This is a genomic window from Bradyrhizobium sp. STM 3562 (assembly GCF_045571435.1).
In the GTDB taxonomy this organism is placed as follows: domain Bacteria; phylum Pseudomonadota; class Alphaproteobacteria; order Rhizobiales; family Xanthobacteraceae; genus Bradyrhizobium.
The window spans coordinates 1606433-1620757 of record NZ_CP120694.1; the positions used below are offsets into that span (position 1 = coordinate 1606433).

14 protein-coding genes are annotated in these 14325 nt (G+C 63.1%); 9 read left to right on the forward strand and 5 right to left on the reverse strand.

Annotation, left to right across the window (positions count from 1 at the left end):
• From P6U23_RS07355 to P6U23_RS07365, 3 genes are all read left to right on the forward strand, one after another.
• Positions 1-1023, forward strand: a complete 1023-nt coding sequence (locus P6U23_RS07355) for an FAD binding domain-containing protein (protein WP_407178897.1) — start codon at positions 1-3, stop codon at positions 1021-1023.
• 2 nt (positions 1024-1025) lie between these two features.
• Complete coding sequence (locus tag P6U23_RS07360; RefSeq protein WP_407178898.1) at positions 1026-3317, forward strand: xanthine dehydrogenase family protein molybdopterin-binding subunit; 2292 nt, start codon at positions 1026-1028, stop codon at positions 3315-3317.
• 113 nt (positions 3318-3430) lie between these two features.
• The gene (locus tag P6U23_RS07365) at positions 3431-3841 is read left to right on the forward strand and encodes an FKBP-type peptidyl-prolyl cis-trans isomerase (protein WP_407181364.1); all 411 of its coding nucleotides are present in this window, start codon (positions 3431-3433) and stop codon (positions 3839-3841) included.
• Positions 3842-3995: 154 nt separating this feature from the next.
• On the opposite strand, the gene P6U23_RS07370 is transcribed toward P6U23_RS07365, so the two are convergent.
• The gene (locus P6U23_RS07370; RefSeq protein WP_407181365.1) at positions 3996-4214 is read right to left on the reverse strand and encodes a CsbD family protein; all 219 of its coding nucleotides are present in this window, start codon (positions 4212-4214) and stop codon (positions 3996-3998) included.
• Positions 4215-4353: 139 nt separating this feature from the next.
• On the opposite strand from P6U23_RS07370, the gene P6U23_RS07375 reads away from it, so the two are divergent.
• Entirely contained in the window at positions 4354-4872 is a 519-nt protein-coding gene (locus P6U23_RS07375; RefSeq protein WP_407178899.1) for a cupin domain-containing protein, read from the forward strand.
• A 189-nt stretch (positions 4873-5061) separates the two neighbouring features.
• Here P6U23_RS07375 and P6U23_RS07380 read toward each other — a convergent pair whose 3' ends face one another.
• Positions 5062-6183, reverse strand: coding sequence for an amidohydrolase family protein (locus P6U23_RS07380; protein ID WP_407178900.1), 1122 nt, complete (start codon positions 6181-6183; stop codon positions 5062-5064).
• Entirely contained in the window at positions 6116-6589 is a 474-nt protein-coding gene (locus P6U23_RS07385; RefSeq protein ID WP_407178901.1) for a hypothetical protein, read from the reverse strand. Before P6U23_RS07385 ends, P6U23_RS07380 begins: the two co-directional genes overlap by 68 nt.
• Positions 6590-6838: 249 nt before the next feature.
• Here P6U23_RS07385 and P6U23_RS07390 point away from each other — a divergent pair, with 249 nt between their 5' ends.
• Both P6U23_RS07390 and P6U23_RS07395 read left to right on the forward strand, forming a co-directional pair.
• Positions 6839-7864: an alpha/beta hydrolase gene (locus P6U23_RS07390; protein WP_407178902.1), complete on the forward strand. Its 1026-nt coding sequence runs from the start codon at positions 6839-6841 to the stop codon at positions 7862-7864.
• Between the two features lie 274 nt (positions 7865-8138).
• Complete coding sequence (locus tag P6U23_RS07395) at positions 8139-8573, forward strand: VOC family protein (RefSeq protein ID WP_407178903.1); 435 nt, start codon at positions 8139-8141, stop codon at positions 8571-8573.
• Between the two features lie 140 nt (positions 8574-8713).
• Here P6U23_RS07395 and P6U23_RS07400 read toward each other — a convergent pair whose 3' ends face one another.
• Positions 8714-10156, reverse strand: a complete 1443-nt coding sequence (locus P6U23_RS07400; RefSeq protein WP_407181366.1) for an MATE family efflux transporter — start codon at positions 10154-10156, stop codon at positions 8714-8716.
• A 344-nt stretch (positions 10157-10500) separates the two neighbouring features.
• Here P6U23_RS07400 and P6U23_RS07405 point away from each other — a divergent pair, with 344 nt between their 5' ends.
• The gene (locus P6U23_RS07405) at positions 10501-11796 is read left to right on the forward strand and encodes a phospholipid carrier-dependent glycosyltransferase (RefSeq protein WP_407181367.1); all 1296 of its coding nucleotides are present in this window, start codon (positions 10501-10503) and stop codon (positions 11794-11796) included.
• A 236-nt stretch (positions 11797-12032) separates the two neighbouring features.
• Positions 12033-12263: a hypothetical protein gene (locus tag P6U23_RS07410; RefSeq protein WP_407181368.1), complete on the forward strand. Its 231-nt coding sequence runs from the start codon at positions 12033-12035 to the stop codon at positions 12261-12263.
• 24 nt (positions 12264-12287) lie between these two features.
• On the opposite strand, the gene P6U23_RS07415 is transcribed toward P6U23_RS07410, so the two are convergent.
• Positions 12288-13199: a LysR family transcriptional regulator gene (locus tag P6U23_RS07415; RefSeq protein WP_407178904.1), complete on the reverse strand. Its 912-nt coding sequence runs from the start codon at positions 13197-13199 to the stop codon at positions 12288-12290.
• 94 nt (positions 13200-13293) lie between these two features.
• On the opposite strand from P6U23_RS07415, the gene P6U23_RS07420 reads away from it, so the two are divergent.
• Positions 13294-14277: a zinc-binding dehydrogenase gene (locus P6U23_RS07420; protein ID WP_407178905.1), complete on the forward strand. Its 984-nt coding sequence runs from the start codon at positions 13294-13296 to the stop codon at positions 14275-14277.
• Positions 14278-14325 lie beyond the last annotated feature (48 nt).

Sequence of the window (14325 nt, forward strand, 5' to 3'; positions counted from 1 at the left end):
ATGCAACCGTTCGTCTTTCAAAGTGCCAATGATCCGTCAGCCGCCATGCAGGCCTTGATGCAGGCCTTGGCCGCGAGCGGTGGCAACAATGTCACGGAAGCGCCGGTGCAGGCGCTCGCGGGCGGCACCACGCTGATCGATCTGATGAAGCTCGACGTCATGCGGCCAAGCACCGTGATCGACATCAATCCGCTGTCGGCTGCGTGGTCGCAGATCAATCTCGAGGGCGGCAATTTGCGCGTGGGCGCCATGGCCCGAATGGCGGATGTCGCTGCCCATCCTGAAATCCAGAACAACTATCCCGTTGTTGCGGATTCGCTCAAACTTGCCGCGAGCGCGCAATTGCGCAACATGGCGACGCTCGGCGGAAATGTCCTGCAGCGCACGCGTTGCACCTATTTCCGCGACATCAGCTATGGCAATTGCAACAAGCGCAATCCCGGCTCGGGCTGTGCAGCGATGGAGGGCATCAACCGCATGCACGCGGTGCTCGGCACATCAGACCAATGCATCGCGACGTATGCGGGCGATTTCGCGCAGAGCCTGATTGCGCTGGACGGCAGCGTGGAGATCACCGGCAAATCGGGAACGCGCAGCATTGGGTTCGCGCAATTGCATAGGCAGCCAGGTAACTCACCGCACATCGAGACGACGCTTGCACCGGGCGAGCTGATCTCGGGCTTCACGATTCCCGGCCGTTGGCCGCGCTCGGCCTATCTCAAAGTGCGCGACCGGCAGTCCTATGAGTTCGCATTGGCCTCGGCAGCGGTCGCGCTCGACATGCAAGACGGCGTCGTGCGCGATGCACGCCTGGCGCTCGGCGGTGTCGCCACCGTGCCGTGGCGGGCGCGTGAGGCGGAAGCGCTGCTGAAGGGGCAGAAATTCGATGACGCGCTGGCCGAGCGCGTCGCGGACGCTGCCTTTGCTGGCGCAACGCCGCGCCGTCATAACGCCTTCAAGATCGCGCTCGGCAAGCGCGTGGTGGCGCGGGCGCTGCACCAGGCCGCAACGATGGAGGTGTGATCATGTCGACCGCCGCTCCTGCGCCGAAAGCGAATATGGGCCAGCCGGTGCCGCGCTATGACGGCGTCGCCAAGGTGACCGGACACGCGCAATATGCCGCGGACGTCCCGCTCGCCAATCCGGCTTACGCCTATCTCGTCACCAGCAGCATCGCTAAGGGCCGCATTGATGGCTTTGACCTTGCCGAAGCCAAGACCATGCGCGGGGTGATCGATATCTTCACGCATGAGAATGCGGAGAAACTGAAGGAGATAAAATTCTTCAGCAATGGCGGCTATGCCTCCACGACCATCGTTCCGCTCAATTCGCCTGACGTTGCGCATGAAGGCGAGATCGTCGCGGTGGTGGTCGCCGACACCTTTGAGGCGGCGCGCGGTGCAGCGCATCGCGTCAAGGTGAAATACACGGCGGAGACCCCGACCACGACGTTCGATTCGCCCGGCACCACGTCGGCGCGCGCCAAGGGTCAGAACGCCGTGTTCAAGGAGGATCCGAAGGTCGGCGACTTCGCCAATGCCTTCGATCAGGCCGAGGTGAAGTTCACCGCGAGTTACGAGACGCCGACGCAGCACCACAATCCGATGGAACTGTTTGCCACGAGCTGCGTGTGGAATGGCGATCAGCTCACGATCTACGAACCGAGCCAGTTCGTCTACGGCCTGAAGAACGGCGTCGCCCAGCAGCTCGGCATCGATGCCGACAAGGTGCGGGTGATCAATGCCTATGTCGGTGGCGCTTTCGGGTCCAAGGGCTCGACCACGCCGCGCACCGCGATCATCGCCTCCATCGCCCGGCGGCTGAACCGGCCGGTGAAGCTGGTCGCAAGCCGCGATCAGGGGTTCACCATTGCGACCTATCGCGCCGAGACGCGGCATGACATCCAGATCGGCGCAAGTCGGGACGGCAGACTGGTCGCGCTGCGCCATGAGGGCGGGGAGATCTCCTCGCGCGCCGACGCCTATTGCGTCGGCGGCACCAAGACCACGACGCGCCTCTATGCTTGTCCGAATGTCGACAGCCTGGTGTCCATCGTGCGCGCTGACCGTAACACGCCGGGATTCATGCGCTCGCCGCCCGAAGTGCCCTATGTGTTCGCGCTGGAAAGCGCGATGGACGAGCTTGCGGCGGAGCTGCAGATGGATCCGATCGAGCTGCGCCGCGTCAACGATACCACCAATGAGCCGATTTCCGGCAAGCCCTACACTTCGCGTTCGCTGATGGCCTGTTTCGACGAGGGCGCGAAGGCCTTCGGCTGGGACAAGCGCGCGGCGACGCCGAAATCAATGAGCGACGGCGATTGGCTGATCGGCTATGGCTGCGCGACCGCCTGTTACCCGACGCAAATGGGTGCGGCGGCGGCGCGGGTGCGGCTGCAGCGCGACGGTCGCGCGCGGGTCGAGATCGCGGGCCACGACCTCGGCACCGGAGCGTACACCGTGATCGCGCAGGCCGCCGCGGAGCGGCTGGGAATTCCGTATGAGAAGGTGTCGGTCTCGCTTGGCGACAGCCGCCTGCCGCCGGCGCCCGTTGCGGGCGGCTCGAACTCGACCGCGAGCACCTGCTCGGCCGTGATCATGGTGTGCGACCAGATCCGGCACCGCCTGTTCCAGGCCTTGATGCCGAAAGAGACGCTGGCGGACAAGGCCAAGGAGACGGTTGGCGTCGGTCAGACGCCGGCGAGCAAGGCGGAGCAGAGCGGCCAGCCGCTCGACCGAGACAAAGCGTTCGATGCGCTCGGCGTCAGCGCGGTCGAGGAATATGGCGAGTGGAAGCCGGAAGGCGCGCCGAAGGACGCATTGCAAGCGCTGCACAATGGCATCGTGCGCATGGTCGGCGGGCCTGATCTGGGCGGCAAGATCGCTTATGCCTTCGGCGCCGAATTCGTCGAGGTGAGGGTGAACAGGTTCACCCACGAAATTCGCACACCGCGCCTCGTCGGCGCGTTTGCGGCGGGCCGCATCATGAATCCGCGTACGGCGCGCAGCCAGCTCATGGGCGGGTTGATCTGGGGCATGTCATCGGCGCTGTTCGAGGCGACCGAGCTCGATGAGCGCTATGCGCGCTATGTCAATGATAATCTCGCCGACTACCTCGTCCCGGTGAATGCGGACACGCCGAGCGTCGACGTGATCCTGCTCTCCGAGACCGACGAACATATCGATCCCGCGGGCGTGAAGGGACTCGGCGAACTCGGTAATGTCGGCACCGCGGCCGCGGTTTGCAACGCGATCTACAACGCCACTGGCCAGCGCATCCGCAAGCTGCCGGTGCGGCTGGAGAAGATCGAGGTGTAGATATCGCTCCAGAGGGTGGTCACGCTGGCATTGTTGCGCTAAACACCTGCCGCGTTTTCGAACAAGGAAGGTGGTAAGCGATGTTGCGTGCAAGAATTCTGGTCGCATCGGTGATGGTCTTCATCGCGATGCTGTTTGTGCCGACCCTCGCGTCCGCCCAGAGCATAGGAAAAGCCGTGACCACACCATCAGGCCTGCAGATCATCGACACCAAGGTCGGCACCGGAGCCTCGCCCAAGCCGGGCCAGATTTGCGTGATGCATTATACCGGCTGGCTCTACGAGAATGGGCAGAAGGGCAAGAAGTTCGATTCTTCAGTCGACCGCAACGAGCCGTTCGAGTTTCCGATCGGGCAGCACAAGGTGATCGCGGGGTGGGACGAGGGCGTCGCCACCATGAAAGTCGGCGGCAAGCGCACGCTGATCATTCCGCCATCGCTCGGCTACGGCGCGCGCGGCGCCGGCGGCGTCATCCCGCCGAACGCGACCTTGATGTTCGACGTCGAACTGCTGGCGGTGAAGTAGCTGGCATTGCGGACTCCGTGATATTCCCTCGCCCCCGCTCTTGTCTGCCGAAGCTTTAGCCAAGGCGGGCGCGGGCGAGACGTGATGGCCGGTGCGAGGTCAAAAAGAAGCCGGCCTTTCGGCCGGTCTTGTTCAGATAAACCAATTTGTCACGCTAGTCCGCGCCGCGCTTTGCGGCCGCTGCCGCGCGGTCGATCGTCTCCTTGGTGGCTTCCTTGGCCTCGCCCACGGTCTTCTGGCCTTTGCCCTTCACTTCCTGCATGGCGCCTTCGCCCTTGAGCTTCTCGGAATCGGTGGCTTCGCCGACGCCCTGCTTTGCCTTGCCCATTGCTTCGTTGGCAGTGCCTTTCACCTTGTCAGCGGTGCTTCCCATAAAATTCTCCTCCTGATTGGTCCGCCAAATCAACGTTTTGCCTGCAAAAAAGTTCTTCCCATCCGCTGGCTTGAAACGTTGGATTTCTGTACGGTGCTCGCGGAACTCCCTCGAAAGCAGCGCCATCGAAAGCAGCGCAATGACTTCTGATCATCACGACCACGGCCACCCGCACTCGCACGACCACGATATGGAACGCTGGAAGCATGACGGCGTCCGCGTTATTCCCGGCAACCAGCTCGATCCCAACGTGCCCTCGACACAGGGCATGGACCGCAAGGCCGCGATCAACTTCGCGCGCGTCGGCGCGCAGAAATTGTGGGCGGGCACGGTCAGCATCAAGCCAGATGCCAAAACCGGCGCGCATCATCACGGCCATCTCGAGAGCATCATCTACGTGGTGAAGGGCAAGGCGCGGATGCGCTGGGGCGAAAAGCTGCAATTCACCGCGGAAGCCGGCCCCGGCGACTTCATCTTCGTGCCGCCTTACGTGCCGCATCAGGAGATCAATGCCAGCCGCGACGAGGTGCTGGAGTGCGTGCTGGTGCGCAGCGACGGCGAGGCGGTCGCGATCAATCTCGACATTGAACCGGTCGAGAAGCCGGAGACGGTCTTGTGGGTCGACCCCGTGCACCGCGACCCCGCGGAGAAGAAGTGAGGCGCTGACCGTCGTTCCGGGGCGCGAAGACGCGAAACCGGAATCTCTTGCGCGCCACGTCACAATTGCGAGCCAACAGGTCCGCGCGAAGCGCGGCCCCATGACAGGCTCCGCGAAGCAATCCAGGGCCCGGCGTGAAACTCTGGATTGCTTCGTCGCTTCGCTCCTCGCAATGACGGGTTAAAGCGTTCACGCAAACACGCTGTGATCGATCGGGCCGTTCGGCACGACATAGCCATAACGCGTGTTGGACGGTTCGGGGCCGCGCTTCTCATACTCCGCCTTCATCAGCGCGAAGCGGTCGCCCTTGATTTCGTTCATCGTGCGCTTGGGCTGGATATCGTAGAGCCTCGCATTGTTGTCGCCGAAGATCGCGCTCTTCACGGGCCCATCGGCCGGGCCGAGCGGGGCAAAGCCGAACTGCTTCTGCATCACTTCCGGAATTTCCAGCCGCCGCAATCCCTCGATCTGCCATTGCGGCGCGCCGGTCCACAGCGCGTCCGTGCCCCAGCAGACGTGATCGACACCGAGTCCCTTGATGAGAATGCCCATCAGCGCCGCGCAGACATTCGGCTCGGCGACGAGCGTCGTCGCGAACAATTGACCGACATCGCCATAGACGTTGCTGACGCCATATTGCGCCGGAATGTCGGCAAGATCGCTGGTCCAGGCGATGCGCCCGGTGCGCTCGAATTCGGCGAGCGCCACCTTCGGATCGCCACCGACATGGCGATAGGCGGAGTGATAGATGATGAAGTTGAGCTGCGGCCAGTCCTTGGCCGCCTGTCCGACATCGGCGACATCGGCAAAGCCGCGCAAATTCGGAAACTGCTTTTCGACGCCGGGCGGGAACAGCCCCTTGTGTACGCAGACGTTCTTGATGCCCGCTTGCACCATTTTTTCATAACCCTTGTAGGCGACCTTCTCATCGTCCATGCGCCAGGGATAGCGGCTGATGTCCTTGTGCGTGTTGTCGCCGATGGTGTAGCCCTTGCAGGACTCCGGCTTGAGCGCGAGTGCCGCATCGAGTTTGTCGAGCCAGCCCGGCTGTCCGGGCGTGAAGATGGCATGACAGAACAGGCGCCGCGAGCCGACCTCCTCGTTGATCTTCTTGCGGGCGTCCGCCATCTGCTCGTTGGTCAAGAACCAGTCCCGCTCGATATCGGAGGGGGCGGAGGAGATCAGCGCGATCTTGGTATCGGAATCGAGAAAGATCTCCTTTTTGTAGTTGTTGAATTTCAGATCATCGATGGTCTGCTCGTGCTCGGTGAGTTCCTTGTTCCAGCCCGCCTTGCCGACCGCTTTCCGCATTTCCAGAAAAGGTGGTGATGCGGGTGTCGTCGCGCAGGAAATGCGTGTGCATGTCCAGGATGAACTGGTCCTTCAAGGCGTTCGCGCGCTCATCGGCCATCGCGGGCGTTGCCGCTTCCGCGCGTGTCACATCGAACAAGGGGCCATAGACCTCGTTCATCGCGACGAAAGAGGCGGCCATGCCGGCCGCGGTCTGGAAGAAGCGGCGGCGGCTTAGGCCCTGCTTGCCGCCGAGTTCGTCGGCCATGGCGAGCAGCCGTGCCTCGACCTCGCGCTGCCGCTCGTTCTGCGGATCGGGATAGAATTCATCGCTGGACACGATCTGCGTCGGGATCGGCGTCCGGTGCTGGCAGAATTCCGATGGCATCAGCGCCGCAAGTTCTTCTTCGGTTAATTGGCTGCTCATGGCTTTACTCCCTTGCATCCGCCGGATTTTTCCGGTCGGGCATCGCGTGCGAGACTAAGCTGAGGTTGCGCGTTCCGTCCGCGCTGTCTTTGGCCGTCAATGTCACAAGCGCGTGTGCCGCCATGGCGGATTGTGGATCGCTCGTTCCGCAACCGCGTAATGCCCGATGGCTTCGCAGCTCTCAAAGCCTGTGCTATCGTCGCTCGCAAGAGATCGGACGAAGAAACCGAACCCGCTGGGAGAACAGTGATGACGCAGTCTGAACTCACCCTGGCGCGCCGTGCCGTCATCAAAAGCATCGGCGCGGGTGTGGCGGCGAGCGCAATCGGCGCGATGCCGGCGGTTGCAGCGAAGGCAGACGCAGCGGATGGCGGCGAGATCTGGAGCAGCGAATATTGGGCCAAAAAGGGCGACGTGCCGTTGTGGATGTTTCGCAAGCGGCTAGGCGTGCCCAAAGCCGGCGAACCGGCGCGGCCGGTGGTGTTCTTCGTTCACGGCTCCTCCGTCACCTCGCGCGTGTTCGATCTTTCGGTGCCCGGCAAGGGCGAATATTCGGTCATGAACGAGTTCGCCCGCCATGGCTTCGACTGCTGGACCATGGACCACGAGAATTACGGCAAGTCGGGGCGCACTTCCGGCAATTCGGACATTGCGAGCGGCGTCGAGGACCTCAAGGCCGCCGCCGAGGTCGTCACCCGTGAGACCGGGCAGAAGCAATTCCACTTTGTCGGCGAGTCCTCCGGCGCGTTGCGCGCCGGCGCTTATGCCATGGCCGCACCCGATCGCGTCGATCGGCTGGTGTTCGCCGCCTTCACCTACAGGGGCGAAGGTTCGCCGACGCTGAAGAAGCGTGCCGAGCAATTGGACTACTATCGCTCGCACAACATGCGCAAGCGCGACCGCGACATGATCCGCTCGATCGCGACCCGCGACAGGCCGGGCACCAGCGATCCCGCCGTGATCGAGGCGCTTGCCGACGTGGAATTGCAGTTCGGCGATCAGATTCCGACCGGCACTTATCTCGACATGACGGCGAACCTCCCCGTGGTGCTGCCGGAGAAAGTGTTGGCGCCGGTGCTCTTGCTGCGCGGCGAATATGATGGAATCGCAGCCGTCACTGATCTCGAAGAGTTTTTCAACAAGCTGCCGAATGGCGACCGCCAATTCGTGATCCTGCCGGGCACGGCGCATTCGGTGGTGCTCGCCATCAACCGCCAATTGTTCTGGCACGCCAGCCGCGCATTTCTGACCATGCCGACGCCGATTGCGACATAAGCGGACGCCAGCTCTATCCGCTCTCGCGAGCGCAAGCGAAGCAATTCAGACCTTCTCCGCGGATGCAGTCTGGATTGCTTCCGCCTATGCGCAAAGGCGTTTCGGCGGGACTTCACGCCTCGCCATAGTTCGCGCAGCGAGCGACGGCGGATCGTCGCTGTCGCTTCTTGCAATGACGGGGACAGGAGGCGCACACGGCCATAAAAAACTTTGTCCCCTGTCGGGATCAGGGCTGGCGATCCGTCCTTAGGCCGTGCGCAACCCCACGGAGACCATGACGACCAAGCTGATTTTCGTCAATCTGCTGGTGAGCGATCTTGCCCGCGCCACTGCCTTCTATCAGGCGATCGGCGCGACCAAGAATCCGCAGTTCAGCGATGACACCGCGGCCTGCATGGTGTTCTCCGACACTATCCATGCGATGCTGCTGACCCACGACAAATTCCGGCAGTTCACGCCGAAGAAGATCGCCGACGCCAAGGCTTCGAGCGAGGTGCTGATTTGCCTCTCCGCCGACAGTCGCGAGGCGGTGGACGACATCGTCGGCAAGGGACAGCGCGTGGGCGGCACGGCCGATCGTGCGCCGAAGCAGGATTTCGGCTTCATGTACGGCCGGAGCCTTGAGGATCCCGATGGCCATATCTGGGAAGTGATGTGGATGGATGTCGAGGCCGCGCGGAAGGCTCAGGCGAGTCAGGCGACCGCCTGACCTGTTCTCGGCCGCAAGGAGATTTTCAATATCGAAGATTTCGCCCTGCGTGGGATTGAGCAAAGCGAAACCCATCGTGCCTGCGGGTGGTTCGATGGGTTTCGCATCCGGTCAACCCATCCTGCAGCGCCTCGTGCGCGTTAATCCCGCGCGGGCGGCCACACCCCGCGCGAGAGCATGATCAGGGAGCAGATCGCGGCATAGGCAATCAGCGATGCCGCGACCATGCTCGCCAATCCCGTCATGCCCGCCCCGAGCGCCGTCACCACCCACCAGCCGCAGCCCGCCGCGATCAGGATGCGCAGGCTGGAGGCGACAAAGGGCCAGAGCACATGGCCGGCGCCTTGCGCGGCAAAGCCGAGCACGAAGCCGAAGCCGAGCGCTGCGTAGCTGGGCGCGACGATGCGCAGATAGGTGGTGCCCATGCGCAGCACCTCGCCGTCATGACTGAACAGTGTGAGCCAGAGCGGCGGATAGGCGGCGACGATGAGACCGATGGTGCCTGTCAGCGTCACACCCGCCGCGCTCGCGACCCAGGCGATGCGCCTGGCGCGCGCGATGTCACCGGCGCCGACGGCGATGCCGACCATCGTCAGAGTCGCCGTGCACAACCCGAACAGGATCGGGATCAGGATGTAATCCAGCCGCGAGGCGATGCCGTAGGCCGCGAGCGCGGTGGTGCCGAACAGTCCGACCGCGCCGGTGACCAGAATGACGGTGAGATTGGTGAGCACGGAATTGACGGCGGTCGGCACGCCAACGTGCAGAATGTCGGCGAATAGGCGGCGCTGCAGCGGAACGATCCTGAGCCTCAGGCCGGCGCGGCCGCTCGCCATATAACGCAGCAGGAACAGCATCGCCCCGCAATAGTAAACGGCAAAGGCGATGCCCGCGCCCGCAATGCCGAGGCGCGGCAGTCCGCCAAGGCCAAAGATCAGGATGGGCGACAGCGGAATCAAGACCAAGGCACCGACCAGTGTGACCAGGGCGGGAACACGTACATTGCCCGACCCGCGCAGCGCGCCGGCCTGGAAATTCACGATCCAAACCGGGATCGCCCCGGCAAAGAGATAGTTGGAATATCGCAGCGCGGCCTGCAGCGCCTCGCCGCGGCCGCCCAGAGCGCGGTAGAGATGCGGGCCGCCCCACATCGTCGCAAGCGAGAACAGCGCGCCGACCACGATTGCAAGAACAATGGCGTGGAACAGCAGCGCATCGGCATCCTCCTTTCGGCCCGCGCCGACGGCGCGCGCCACCGCCGAGGATACGCCGCTGCCGAGCCCGCCGTTCGACATCATGGTCATCAGCATGAACACGGGAAAGACCAGCGCCACGCCCGCGAGCGCATCGGTGCCGAGAAAGCCGACATAATAGGCCTCAGCGATATTGACCGCGGTCTGCGCCACCAGCACCACGACCGTGGGCAACGCCAGTTTCAAGAGCGTCGGCAGCACGGGGCCGGTCAGCAGCGCCGCGCGCCGCCCCTCGTTGCGGGCGTGCAGGGGCGATGGCTGGGACGGCGCTTTGGGGACAGGGGAGCTGGAGTCGGTTCCCTTGCCGGACACCGCATCCCGCTCGATCATGCGTGGCAGCGCCTCAGTCGCATCGGTCATTTCGGTTCAGCTTCGTTCAGGTCGGCGGGCTCTCGCGACTTTTATATGATAGTCACAATGCATTATGATGACCATAATGCAATATGCCATCGCTCACGATTGCGTAGGCCCGCGGAGGCGCCGCCTGCTTCCTTCCGCACGGGAGCAGGGGTCCATTGCTCTGATGTTGTAAATTTATCACAGGCACGACTCGCGCGCTGATCCCTCGCCGGCGGCAAGCGCAAAACCCGTTCAAGACAATCGACAGATAAATCGCGCTCGTTCACAGTCGATGCCGTTGCGATACCCTCGGCTTTGTGACCAGTCCCGTGAACATTGCGCGCGAGTCCTCTGCTTCGAACCTCTCCGTCGTGGTATGCGGCCTCGTCTCGGCCTTCATTTTCCTGATCGCGCATGCCGCCTTTGTTGTACGATTGAGCACGCCGGAAAAATTCGTCTTCGACGAAGTGCATTACGTGCCGGCGGCGCGGCAGATGCTTGAGCCGGTCATGCGCGAGCCGATGCTCAATCCGATGCATCCGCCGCTCGGCAAGCAAATCATCGCGTTGTCGATCCGTATCTTCGGCGATAATGCGTTCGCCTGGCGCTATCCGGCTGCCCTGTTCGGCGCGATCTGCCTGGTCGCGATCTATCTCGGCGCGCTCGCACTATTTTCCGGGCAGGCGCCGGCCATTGCCGCAAGCCTGATCGCTTTCTTCAATCAGATGCTGTTCGTGCAATCGCGCATCGCGATGCTCGACATCTTTGCGCTTGGCTTTTCCTTGTGCGGCATCGCGGCTTTCATGCATGGTTACCGCAAGGTCCGCCCCCACATCTATTTCGCGGCCTCGGGCCTCGCCTTCGGATTCGCGGCTGCCTGTAAATGGAGCGGATTGTTCCCCCTTGCGACCGCCATCGTCATTATCGCGGCCGTCAGGCTGATGCAGGGCTGGCGTACCGCGTTTGCGGACGGAAATTCCAGCGACTGGTATCGGCCGGACCTTTGGCCGGACTTCAGGGTCTTTCATTTCGCCGCGTGCTTCGTCGGCCTTCCCGCGCTCGCTTATCTCTTGAGCTTCGTCGTGCTTTACGGTCCGTCCCCATCCGACATTCTCGAAGCCCAGCAGCGCATCTTCACCGACAACACCACCAGCGCGATCGCCGGCCACACCTATATGAGTTCGTGGCCATCCTGGCCGTTTCTGATTCGTCCGGTCTGGTACCTGTTCGATAAGGTCGAGGACGACACCGTCGCGGCGATCGTGCTGCTCGGTAATCCCGTGGTGCTATGGCCGGCGCTGATTGCGCTGCTCGTTTGCCTGCGCGACTGGACCGTGATGCGTCGGGCAGATGCGTTCCTGATCCTCGCGTTCTATTTCGGGCCGTATCTGGCCTGGGCCCTGCTGCCGCGCACGCTCGGCTTTCTCTATTATTATCTGCCGTCGGCGACGACGGCCTCGCTCGCGCTGGTTTACGCATTAACGCGGCAGGGAATGCCGCGCTGGGCGCTATGGGCCTATGTGGCGCTGGCAGGCGCTGGCTTTGCGGCGATGCTGCCGATTTCGGCGGCGTTCGTCGGCACGTCGATGGCGACCTTCAACCGGCTGATGCTGTTCCAGAGCTGGATTTAGGATGTTCGCGTTTCCCCGCGAAGAGCGGAGAGAGGGAGCACAGCCGCATCTTTCGGTGTGCGGTCTTAAAAGCGGCCGTCTTGCGACAACAAATCACCCAGATGCGCCCCTAACAGCGGCGGTCCCAAGACCAATAAGAACTGACGCAAGTAGAGGCCGTGTTTTCTCCCAAGCGACCGAGTGACTATCAGGGCTATCGCGCCGGCACCACCGAGCGGGCGGGATCCATCACCTCAATGTCGGTCCTGATCGGCGCCGCCATGATCGCGGTGGCGATCCTGCTGTCCACCCTGATCACCGCCGTGGGCGCCCGTTATGTCGGGATCGAAGGCCCGACCGAAGACAGCGCCTGGCTGGTCGACCGTCTCACCGGCAAGATCTACAAATGCGAGGCGCCGGGGCGCGGCAGGGCGTCCTGCGAGCCGGACGTCGCAACGGGGAGCATCGGCGCCAAGCCGAACCCATAAGGCGCGTCCGCAGCCTCGCGTCGTTCATCTCTTCGATGGTACGATCCGAGCTGCCTGTTCGGCAATGAATCGCCAGAGCCGGGTAGCGACGGGGCCGTGGGGCGCATGACGCAACCGCGCCGCGACAAGCTCGGCCTCGCCCCCACGGAAATGGGTTCCCGTGATCGGCAGGAGCCGCTTCTCCCGCAGGTCGCGCGCGACCAGGTAATGCGGCATGTGACCCCAGCCCATGCCCTGCAAAATGAGTTCGCGTTTCATCAACTGGTCGCTGACGGTCCAGCTTCGCGCGCCTTCGACCAGAAAATAGTCTCGCGGCGGGGAATGGCGGGCGCTGTCGCGGATCACGCATTGCACGTAGTCGCGCATTTGCTCCGGTGTGATCGATTTACTGATCGGAAAGCGTAGGAAATTCGGCGCGACCACCGGCACGATCTTCACCGTGAAGAGGTCGACGAATTCAAGCCGTGGGTTGGCCTTGTCGATGTGATGCAGGATGAGATCGGCCTCGCCTTCTAGCAGGCGCTCGACCGGGCCCGAGATCGATTCGAAATAGAGGTTGAGCCTGGTCGAAGGACAACGGTCGAAAAAGCTGCGCAACAATGCCAGCGTCTCCGGCAGCGGGCTGACGTCCCCGATCACCACGCGCAACTCGCTCTCTTCGCCCATCGCAAGCTGGGCGGCATGGCTGGCTAATCGTTCCGCATCTTTCAGGAACAACCGGGTGCGCTCGTAGAACGAGCGTCCCGCCTCGGTCAGCTTCACCCGGTAGCCGCCGCGGTCGAGCAGGCTGAGCTTGAGCTGCGCTTCCAGGTTCTTCACCGATGCCGAGACGCTCGGCTGCGAGCGCCTGAGCTTTTCGGCCGCGGCCTGAAAGCTGCCGGTGCTGACCACGGCCTCGAAACATTGCAATTGGTGCAGCGTGACGCCGTCGAGCATTATTCAATTATCCTATGAAGAATATCGAAATTATATTCTTTTTTCTAATGACGCAATTCGCAAAGCTCACGCGCCACAACACAGGGAAATCCTCATGCGCGCGATCGTCATCAAGGAATACGGCGGGCCGGACGTGCTCGCGATCGAACAGCGTCCAGATCCCGAGCCGAAACCCGGCCACGTCCTGATCGAGGTGAAGGCCTTCGGCGTCAACCGCGCGGAGCTGTACTTCCGCTCAGGCGCGTGGGGCGAGGTCGCCGAGATCAGCGGCATCGAATGCGTCGGCGTGGTGAGGGCCGATCCCGACGGACGCTTCAAGCCGGGAGAGAAGGTGCTCGCCATCGTCGGTGGCATGGGTCGCAGCATCAGCGGCAGCTATGCCGAGCTCGTCAACGCGCCGGCCACCAATGTCACCGCGATCGAGACGGATCTCGCCTGGGAAGATCTCGCCGCCATCCCGGAATCCTACGCAACCGCATGGACCGCGCTATGCGGAATCCTCGCGATCAAGCCCGGCCAGACGGTGCTCATTCGCGGCGCTACCTCGGCGCTGGGGCAGGCAGCGATCAATATCGCGGCGCATGCCGGTGTGCGCGTGATCGCTACCACGCGTAACGCGGCGCGCACCGCGTTGCTTGAGTCCTTGGGGGCCGACGCGGTCCTGCTGGAGCAGAGCGGGCTGTCGCAGCATTTGCGCCAACTGCACGGACGGGGGATCGAGGCGGTGCTTGATATCGTCGGCAATAGCACAGTCCTCGATTCGCTTCGGATGGTGAGGCGCGGCGGCGAGGTATGCCTGGTCGGCTTTCTCGGTGGCGGCGGGCCGCTGACGGTCGAGCCGGTCTTTCAAGTTCCGAGTGGAGTGCGACTTAGCACCTTAGCCAGCGCGCTGGTGACCGGATCCGGCGAATTTCCGCTCTCGGAAATTCCATTCCAGGCCATCGTCGATCGCGTCGCCTCCGGCGTCTATCGGGCCAAGCCCGCGCAGGTGTTCAAGTTCAAGTTCGAGGACATTTCAGCCGCCCACCGCGTCCTGGAGGAAAACACGGCGGGCGGCAAAGTCGTCGTCCGGCTCTGACGTCGGGAGGGCAGGGCGATGAGGGCCGCCGCTGCCTGCAGCATGGAC

What these genes read in the sequence shown, in the direction of transcription:
- P6U23_RS07390 (WP_407178902.1), top strand. Translation starts at nt 6,839, where the DNA reads ATGACGCAGTCTGAACTCACCCTGGCGCGCCGTGCCGTCATCAAAAGC.
- P6U23_RS07360 (WP_407178898.1), top strand. Translation starts at nt 1,026, where the DNA reads ATGTCGACCGCCGCTCCTGCGCCGAAAGCGAATATGGGCCAGCCGGTG.
- P6U23_RS07415 (WP_407178904.1), bottom strand. Translation starts at nt 13,199, where the DNA reads ATGCTCGACGGCGTCACGCTGCACCAATTGCAATGTTTCGAGGCCGTG.
- P6U23_RS07370 (WP_407181365.1), bottom strand. Translation starts at nt 4,214, where the DNA reads ATGGGAAGCACCGCTGACAAGGTGAAAGGCACTGCCAACGAAGCAATG.
- P6U23_RS07420 (WP_407178905.1), top strand. Translation starts at nt 13,294, where the DNA reads ATGCGCGCGATCGTCATCAAGGAATACGGCGGGCCGGACGTGCTCGCG.
- P6U23_RS07410 (WP_407181368.1), top strand. Translation starts at nt 12,033, where the DNA reads ATGTCGGTCCTGATCGGCGCCGCCATGATCGCGGTGGCGATCCTGCTG.
- P6U23_RS07365 (WP_407181364.1), top strand. Translation starts at nt 3,431, where the DNA reads ATGGTCTTCATCGCGATGCTGTTTGTGCCGACCCTCGCGTCCGCCCAG.
- P6U23_RS07380 (WP_407178900.1), bottom strand. Translation starts at nt 6,183, where the DNA reads ATGCGGAAAGCGGTCGGCAAGGCGGGCTGGAACAAGGAACTCACCGAG.
- P6U23_RS07355 (WP_407178897.1), top strand. Translation starts at nt 1, where the DNA reads ATGCAACCGTTCGTCTTTCAAAGTGCCAATGATCCGTCAGCCGCCATG.
- P6U23_RS07395 (WP_407178903.1), top strand. Translation starts at nt 8,139, where the DNA reads ATGACGACCAAGCTGATTTTCGTCAATCTGCTGGTGAGCGATCTTGCC.
- P6U23_RS07375 (WP_407178899.1), top strand. Translation starts at nt 4,354, where the DNA reads ATGACTTCTGATCATCACGACCACGGCCACCCGCACTCGCACGACCAC.
- P6U23_RS07400 (WP_407181366.1), bottom strand. Translation starts at nt 10,156, where the DNA reads ATGATCGAGCGGGATGCGGTGTCCGGCAAGGGAACCGACTCCAGCTCC.
- P6U23_RS07385 (WP_407178901.1), bottom strand. Translation starts at nt 6,589, where the DNA reads ATGAGCAGCCAATTAACCGAAGAAGAACTTGCGGCGCTGATGCCATCG.